12 protein-coding genes are annotated in these 7397 nt (G+C 41.9%); 8 read left to right on the top strand and 4 right to left on the bottom strand.

All coding sequences use genetic code 11. The features are described from left to right. The 8 genes from AC1DPZ_RS18300 to AC1DPZ_RS18335 form a co-directional block, all read left to right on the top strand. Window positions 1-196 (top strand): low molecular weight phosphatase family protein (locus tag AC1DPZ_RS18300; protein ID WP_477406026.1); only part of this gene is annotated, 196 nt, incomplete at its 5' end. 88 nt (window positions 197-284) lie between these two features. Continuing rightward, window positions 285-611 carry a hypothetical protein gene (locus AC1DPZ_RS18305; protein ID WP_477406028.1) on the top strand — a complete coding sequence of 109 codons (327 nt, stop codon included), beginning with the start codon at window positions 285-287 and terminating at the stop codon, window positions 609-611. Window positions 612-632: 21 nt separating this feature from the next. Further along, on the top strand, window positions 633-1268 hold the full coding sequence (locus AC1DPZ_RS18310; protein ID WP_477406030.1) for a hypothetical protein: 636 nt from the start codon (window positions 633-635) through the stop codon (window positions 1266-1268). A gap of 33 nt (window positions 1269-1301) precedes the next feature. Then, window positions 1302-2393 (top strand): ACR3 family arsenite efflux transporter, encoded by a 1092-nt coding sequence (gene arsB / locus AC1DPZ_RS18315; protein ID WP_477406032.1) that lies wholly within the window; start codon window positions 1302-1304, stop codon window positions 2391-2393. After that, window positions 2393-3163, top strand: coding sequence for a metallophosphoesterase family protein (locus AC1DPZ_RS18320; RefSeq protein ID WP_477406034.1), 771 nt, complete (start codon window positions 2393-2395; stop codon window positions 3161-3163). The genes arsB and AC1DPZ_RS18320 overlap by 1 nt, the downstream gene beginning before the upstream one ends. After that, window positions 3163-3855 carry a metallophosphoesterase family protein gene (locus AC1DPZ_RS18325; RefSeq protein ID WP_477406036.1) on the top strand — a complete coding sequence of 231 codons (693 nt, stop codon included), beginning with the start codon at window positions 3163-3165 and terminating at the stop codon, window positions 3853-3855. Before AC1DPZ_RS18320 ends, AC1DPZ_RS18325 begins: the two co-directional genes overlap by 1 nt. Window position 3856: 1 nt before the next feature. Further along, complete coding sequence (locus AC1DPZ_RS18330) at window positions 3857-4396, top strand: sigma-70 family RNA polymerase sigma factor (RefSeq protein ID WP_477406038.1); 540 nt, start codon at window positions 3857-3859, stop codon at window positions 4394-4396. A gap of 47 nt (window positions 4397-4443) precedes the next feature. Then, window positions 4444-4614 carry a hypothetical protein gene (locus tag AC1DPZ_RS18335; protein ID WP_477406040.1) on the top strand — a complete coding sequence of 57 codons (171 nt, stop codon included), beginning with the start codon at window positions 4444-4446 and terminating at the stop codon, window positions 4612-4614. 68 nt (window positions 4615-4682) lie between these two features. Here AC1DPZ_RS18335 and AC1DPZ_RS18340 read toward each other — a convergent pair whose 3' ends face one another. From AC1DPZ_RS18340 to AC1DPZ_RS18355, 4 genes are all read right to left on the bottom strand, one after another. Then, a complete protein-coding gene (locus tag AC1DPZ_RS18340) occupies window positions 4683-4955 on the bottom strand; it encodes a helix-turn-helix domain-containing protein (protein WP_477406042.1) in 273 nt (90 codons plus the stop codon). A 267-nt stretch (window positions 4956-5222) separates the two neighbouring features. Next, window positions 5223-5882, bottom strand: coding sequence for a hypothetical protein (locus AC1DPZ_RS18345; RefSeq protein ID WP_477406044.1), 660 nt, complete (start codon window positions 5880-5882; stop codon window positions 5223-5225). Window positions 5883-6150: 268 nt separating this feature from the next. Further along, window positions 6151-6996, bottom strand: coding sequence for a HipA domain-containing protein (locus AC1DPZ_RS18350; RefSeq protein ID WP_477406046.1), 846 nt, complete (start codon window positions 6994-6996; stop codon window positions 6151-6153). A gap of 81 nt (window positions 6997-7077) precedes the next feature. Further along, the coding region (locus tag AC1DPZ_RS18355; protein WP_477406048.1) for a HipA N-terminal domain-containing protein at window positions 7078-7397 on the bottom strand (320 nt) is incomplete at its 5' end.

Here is a 7397-nt window from a genome sequence, read left to right on the forward strand (position 1 = left end):
AGTAATCACCGTATGCGATAATGCAAACGAAGCCTGCCCGTTCTTTCCGGGCAAAGTGGAGCGTTTTCATGAGAACTTTCCTGATCCGGCCAAGGCGACAGGAACACAGGAAGAGGTTATGGATGAGTTCAGGCGGGTAAGAGATCTGATCAAGGTCTATGCAGCCGACTTTGTTCTGGATCATGTAAAGAACTGAAAGGTTTGCACAGACAGGAAAACTGTGCTTTTTTTAGAATCATATTAATCGCTAAATAGCAATAAAGCAATGATTTAAAATTAAAGTAATGGGACAGGCTAAATACAAATTTGATCTGCCGGATGTTGAACTGGCGAATTTTTCCAGAGCGCTGGCCTTACCTGCGCGGGTAACCATCATCAGGATACTCCTCGAACAGGAGGATTGGGTAGACAATAGCCGGTTTAACGACTTGCCCTTAGCAGCTGAGGTAAAAGAAAAACATCTGAACGCCCTGAAAACAATGAAACTGATCAGGAAAATGACCCGTGGCGGTCATACTTTTTACCAACTGAACCATGAACTTTTTAAATCGATGACGGGCCATCTAAGCACATTCATCAGCGAAATAGCCAGTCATAAACCGCAGAAATAAAACCAAATAGTACCTAAAATTATGAAACCCTTATTCAACGTGTTTTTAGCAGGCTTACTGGTAGTAGGCTCGGCTTTCGCCCCGGTGGCAGATTCTATTTATCCTGAACTGGTGCAATCTTTCAAACAAATCAAAAAGAGCAACCCTGTTTCTTACGAACGACAGGACRTATTGACCGGCATACAGCAGATGGGCATTGTAGCAAAAGGTCAAAAGAAGCCGGTTTTGATCGAACTCATCAGTAATGACGGCTTTAGTGCTCCCTTTGCGAAAGCTATCTTAAAAGCAGCTTTAGCGAACAATGGCATTAACGATGTCAAGGTATTCACAGTTGGTGCTGCACCATCGGAGAAGGTAACACCGGCTTTGACCAGACTGGGTTTTAAAGTAGGTACTGATGGTGGCCTGAATGCCAAATATAATGACCAGGGTGGGTCTGTTACTTTTGAAAGTTCAGCATCCAACCCGCAGGCGGTGCATGTGCTGTTGAATGAGGATGCATCGTCTTTGCTGAGCAGCCCGGACAAATTCGCGGTTAAATTAAAATACCCTGGTCTTACAGGCGCGACAGATGAACAAATCCAGCAGCAGGAAAAATTGATCGCAGCCGAAATGATCTTTGTGGCTAATAAGATAAAAGATAACTGGAACTATTAATATTCACTTCACATTAAAACACGAACTTCAAATATGTCAGCAAACAACTGCGCCCCGGTGGCCGAACGAAAAAAACTAAGTTTCCTTGACCGGTATCTAACTTTATGGATATTCCTGGCGATGGCCATAGGTGTAGGTATCGGTTACTTTATTCCCTCGTCATCGGGGTTCATCAATTCTTTTTCCAGCGGAACAACTAATATTCCGCTCGCTATCGGTCTGATCTTAATGATGTACCCGCCATTGGCCAAAGTGAAATATGAGAATATGGGTGAGGTATTCAAGGATACCAAAGTATTAAGTGCGTCCCTGATCTTAAACTGGATCGTTGGCCCTATACTCATGTTTGTACTGGCTATTACGCTACTTCGTGACCACCCGGCTTACATGGTAGGACTGATCCTCATCGGACTGGCCCGCTGTATCGCGATGGTAGTGGTATGGAACGAACTGGCCGAAGGTAATCGGGAATATGCCGCCGGACTGATCGCCTTGAACAGCATCTTTCAAGTGCTATTATACAGTGTTTACGCTTATGTATTTATTACGGTATTACCTCCCTTGTTCGGACTCAAAGGTTTAGCAGTTAATATTACCATTGGAGAGATAGCCAAGAGCGTGGGCATTTACTTAGGTATTCCCTTTGCCGCAGGCGTTATCAGCCGTTATACTTTGATCAAACTCAAAGGGGAAGAATGGTTCCAAACGAAATATGTACCGTTCATTTCACCCATAACGCTAATAGCTTTACTATTTACCATCGTAGTGATGTTCAGCTTAAAAGGAACCCTGATCGTACAGATACCTTTTGATGTATTGCGGATAGCAATTCCGTTGGTGATCTACTTTACTATCATGTTCGTGCTGAGCTTTTTTATCGGCAAATCATTTGGTGCGGATTATTCCAAAAGCACTTCTATTGCGTTTACTGCAACTGGTAATAATTTTGAACTTGCTATTGCTGTTGCCATCGGTGTATTCGGGATCAATTCAGGCGAAGCTTTTGCCGGGGTGATCGGTCCATTAGTAGAAGTCCCTGCGCTGATCGCCTTAGTTAACCTTGCTTTCTACTTCCGAAAAAAATATTATACTTCTAAAACCAAAACGCTAACTACTATACAATAATGAAGATTGCTCTTTTTTCTGATATACACGCTAACTTGCCGGCACTGGAGGCTTTCTTCGCTGATGTAGAAATCCAAAAGCCTGATGCCATTTATTGCCTGGGTGACCTTGTCGGTTATAATATCTGGCCAAATGAGGTCATTGACGAGATCCGTAAACGGGGCATTCCCTGTATTACAGGAAACTACGATTTTGGCATTGGCCGTCACAGCGACGATTGCGGCTGTGCCTATAAAACAGATGAAGAAAAAGCAATGGGCAAAGTATCTATTGCTTATACTAACGAGGTTGTAAAAAATGAACAAAGAGCTTATTTGCGTACCCTGCCTGCTCATATTCGTTTAGAGTTTCAACTGAATAATGATAAACTGAATGTGCTTTTTGTACACGGCAGTCCCCGTAAAGTAAACGAATACCTGTTTGAAGACAGGGATGAAAAAAGTATGCTACGCATTATGGAAGGAGCCGATGCCGATGTGATGTGCTTTGGTCATACCCACCAGCCTTATCACCGTATCCTGCCAACTGAAATAACAGAAGATACGCATTATCGTCATGCCATCAATATTGGCTCGGTCGGTAAACCAAAAGATAAAGATCCGCGCGGTGGTTATGTGTTGCTRCACATTAACGAGAACAGTTCTGTAAAAGATAAAGACAGCGTAAAGGTGGAATTTATCCGCTTTGACTACGACATCGAGAAAGCGGCCAAAGCGGTGGAAGACAGCCCGCTTCCGAACGAATATGCAAATATGTTAAGGAACGGATAATGACGATAGCGCTATTTTCTGATATACATGCCAACCTGCCRGCATTTGAAGCTTTTTTAAAAGACCTGGATAGCCGTAAACCTGACGCGGTTTATTGCCTGGGTGACCTGATTGGTTATAATATCTGGCCGAACGAAGTCATTGCGGAAATCCGCAGGCGGGGCATGGCTACCTTAGCTGGCAACCATGACCTGAAAACAAAAGGCTATGCTTATGAACTGGTGTCAGCCGATAACCGGGCTTACCTTAATACTTTGCCTGCACACATTAAACTGGAATACCAGCTAAATAATGATCATCTGAATGTGGCATTGGCGCATGGGAGTACCCGCAGTATCAATGAATATGTTTTGGAAGATACTGACGAAACTTATGTACTGGATATGATGAACGAAGCTAAAGCGGATATCTTATGTGTAGGGCATTCGCACAAGCCCTATCACCGGATTATTAATGATAAAGGCAGTTTTAAGCACGTTATCAATATCGGTTCCGTTGGTAAACCAAAAGATGGCAACCCCAATGGCTGCTATGTGCTGCTAACTATAAATGAAAACAGTTCGGTTAATGACAACGGTGGAATCCATGTGGACTTTATCAGGGTACCTTACGATGTAGAACTGGCGGCTAAAGCAATTGAAGATAGTCCTTTGCCGGATGAACTTGCTGACCGTTTACGCAATGCTTACTGATATGCACAACGAGACATTAAACATCTGGAAGCAATTTGATAAGGGTTTAAAGCAATATGTTTGCAACAAAGTAAATCACAGTGAGGAATGCAATGATATATTGCAGAACCTCTACCTGAAGATTGACAGTCATGTGGAGCTGGTTAAAAAGGCACGTAACCTGCCATCATACTTATTTCGTATGGCGCATCATGAAGTGATGAATCACTACCGGGGCAACTTAAAATATGAACTGCGTGAAGTGATGGACTTTGACCGGCCCGTTCACGATCCGGAGATCAGGGACGGCAGTCTGAAGCTGGCTGACTGCTGTCTGCGCCCCATGATCGAAGCGTTGTCGCCTATTTACCGTGAAGCATTATTACTGGCAGATATCGAAGGTTTGCCTCACAAGGAAGTGGCAATCAGGGCAGGTATTAGTCTTTCTGCTGCCAAAGTCCGTGTACAGCGTGCGCGGCAGCAACTCAAAGCCGCGATCCTGAAATGCTGTAACTATGAATTTGACAACTACGGCAACATCGTGGAAAATCATTCCTGTTAGTCTTGTGTCTTTTTTAAAGTAGCCCCGTCTTTAGGAAAAACAAGAATATGAAAAAACTTCTTATGGCAGGCCTGATGGCCTTGTCTGTAGCAAGCATCGCTACTGCCGGAAACATCAAAAAAGGAAAGAAAGCAAAAGCAGCTGTTCAGAAAGAACAATGTTGCGAGAAAGCGAAGAAAGACCCGAATTGTAGCGGCAGCGGTTCCTGCTGCAAGTAAAAAAGAAAAGCCTCTTGCCGCGAGGTTAGGGGCTTTTCTTTAGTGCAAAAATCAAAATCTTTGTAAGTTTATTTCTTTGTCCGGTTACCTTCAAGCAATCGATGAATGTCATCGTATTTGTAATAAAGAATACCGCCGATTTTTGTGTAACTGATTGTGCCGTTTACTCTGAGGTTTTGTAATGTTCCCGGAGATATTCTAAGCATGTTCTTTACCTGGTAGCTTTTCAGCCATCTGGTATGCTCCTGAATGGGTTTACCTGCCAGCAGGGATTTAAAATCATTTAGTAGTAATTCCCTGAATTCGTTCAGGTCTTCTTTTGTGATAATTTCTGTTGCCATAATTTGAATGATTATGGTACAAATCTGACTGTGTCTGATCAATATAATTGACAAGCATTTCGGTACTACTGATGTTTTGTTGGCTTTTGAAAACTGTGCCTTGATTTCAAAAATGGAAAATCCTTGCCTTTTTGTAATCAGCAGATATTGACAAACTTCCAATTTACATAGGGCAAACTTACAATTTACATAACCTCAATTGACAATATACATAACCAATATCCGCTGAAACTATTGAGGGGCAATGACATTATAACGCTCCTGCGCTTAATTTATCGAAAAAACTTTTGAGGGGTTTTCATAGCCATTTTTAATAATAATATACATCCCTTTTCTCCCGGACAGATAATATCCTTTTGCACAATACGCGTTGTACATATCCCTGACATCATCTTCAGAAAGGTTGATAATTATAAACGCCGAATACCCAAACTCCAGGTCATCATGATATACTGCAGTCTTAAAAAGATCTATGTTAAACTGGCTCTGAGTTAGTTTTGGGTTAGTTTTGAGTTCTGCTATAAACAACTGATTCTTCTTTTGGAAGTCCTCGGCTCCCGCATGGATCACAATATCAGGCTTCGCGTAAAATTGTTCATGATCATCAGGGCCGTCATCCCATAACTGATTGAAGGTCGGTCCATAGGTTTCTGTTTTTTCCTCATTTCTGAATATGATCTGTTTTGAGATCTCTGTCTCAAAATATTTATCGATATGCCAGTTTTCTCTTTCGAATATGTGCTCAATAGCCGGTGCTAACTTATGAGAAAAAGTACTTTCACTAAAAGTTTGCCCTTCCTGAATGACATGCTTCCCATATATCAGTTTTGCTTTCTTTTGTGCATAATATTTTTTGTTAATGCTATCTATAGCGTCAACTATATATCGTAGTGTTCTTGATAAAAAGTGTAATGATATGGTGCGCATAATTTCATGTTGTTAAACAGGTTATAAATGTATCAGTCCACAGGGGAAAGATGCTATGATACAGACCTGCCAGCGCGATCTCCTGCATGGTTTCCCGCAACGCGTCCTTTGCTTCCTCCTGGCTGGAGGGTTTGTAAGTTTCTAACTACTCTTTTATCATAAGCCTTTACTTTTTATCCCGGCGTGGGCTATCCTCGCGCCTGCAGGGAATAAGGATTTTGTTTTTCCTCACCAGGAGGAAAAACCCACAATGCGTAACTGCGGCTTGTCAATTAAACAAATGTTGCTTTTTATTCCAAATTTCCAGGTATAGTGCTTTTTTTTCGAGGCTCAGGAATGATGCCTCAATCATTTCACCAACCTCCCTATTACCGGAGGAAAATTTGTTATACGTATTCCTAACGGCGGTTTCAGGTATATTCATACTTTTAGCCAACACATCAAAATCAGATAGCCTTATCCTTTTCTTTTTACCATTCATTGTCAGTGCCAGCTCTTCATCGTCCTGTGGATTAACAAGATTCACATTGAGCAGGTCATAGGCAGGACTTAGATTTATTCCCTCGTCCGTATATAGCACAGAAAAGTTTTTCAGGTGCATATCATTGTTGCCTGTCAAAAAAGAAAATAACACCAGTTCAAAATAAGTCAGTGCATCAAAACCAGTTTGAGTGCAATATTTCAGAATAAGCTTGCCGATCTTTTCGTAAGAACCTTTGTATTTATTTTCCGTTAAAAATTCAGAAATCTGGCAGAAATCTTCCATGTGAACTTTATGGCCTTTTACCCGGTCAAATCGCTTGGCCAGATAAACCAAGTTACCGTCTGACGCCTCCATTAAAGTATGATCACAAGTTGGCATTTTAAACAGGCTCGCCAAATGCATGGTCAAATCTTCTGATTGCGGCATTTCCGAAAAATCAGGATGCTGCGGTTTAAGTATGTATTCTCCCCAAAGTCCTACAATTGTCAGCCGGTTGTGTCCCTTCGTCTTTTCCAGGGTAACAGAAAGCTTGGGCTGAACTCCGGTCACAGCGATCCTTTCGTTGATGGTCTGTTCGGCCAACGTTTTCAAAAGTTTATTATTCAATTCCAACTCAGGTACCTTAGCCATACCGAAAAATCGCCTTGAACATTTTTCATGATAAGACGATGTACCTGCATCCTGATAACAAAACCAACAATTTGCCATAGCTTAATCTATTTCGGGAATAACCGTTACAGCTCCGATTGCATCCCTGCATGTTAATAGTAATAATTCAAACCGGTCATTGCTTTTGACCTTCCAGTGCGTTGTTGCCAGATCCAGTAGCCAACCTTCCGGTATCAAGCCATCAAAAAAAGCAAACAATACTTTACTTTCATATTTCTGGGTTGACAATGGCAGCGTTAAGCTTACCGGCTTTGCGTTCTTATTCTCTAAGTAATTCGCCTGGTAAGTAAATTCGTAACCATCATCAGTTTCCGCAAGCACTCCAGCCAGCGTATCCTGAAAGTAAACCAAACCTTTCCTAC

This window comes from Mucilaginibacter sp. P4_G9 (assembly GCF_056400985.1).

What these genes read in the sequence shown, in the direction of transcription:
- AC1DPZ_RS18305 (WP_477406028.1), top strand. Translation starts at nt 285, where the DNA reads ATGGGACAGGCTAAATACAAATTTGATCTGCCGGATGTTGAACTGGCG.
- arsB (WP_477406032.1), top strand. Translation starts at nt 1,302, where the DNA reads ATGTCAGCAAACAACTGCGCCCCGGTGGCCGAACGAAAAAAACTAAGT.
- AC1DPZ_RS18330 (WP_477406038.1), top strand. Translation starts at nt 3,857, where the DNA reads ATGCACAACGAGACATTAAACATCTGGAAGCAATTTGATAAGGGTTTA.
- AC1DPZ_RS18335 (WP_477406040.1), top strand. Translation starts at nt 4,444, where the DNA reads ATGAAAAAACTTCTTATGGCAGGCCTGATGGCCTTGTCTGTAGCAAGC.
- AC1DPZ_RS18340 (WP_477406042.1), bottom strand. Translation starts at nt 4,955, where the DNA reads ATGGCAACAGAAATTATCACAAAAGAAGACCTGAACGAATTCAGGGAA.
- AC1DPZ_RS18345 (WP_477406044.1), bottom strand. Translation starts at nt 5,882, where the DNA reads ATGCGCACCATATCATTACACTTTTTATCAAGAACACTACGATATATA.
- AC1DPZ_RS18350 (WP_477406046.1), bottom strand. Translation starts at nt 6,996, where the DNA reads ATGGCTAAGGTACCTGAGTTGGAATTGAATAATAAACTTTTGAAAACG.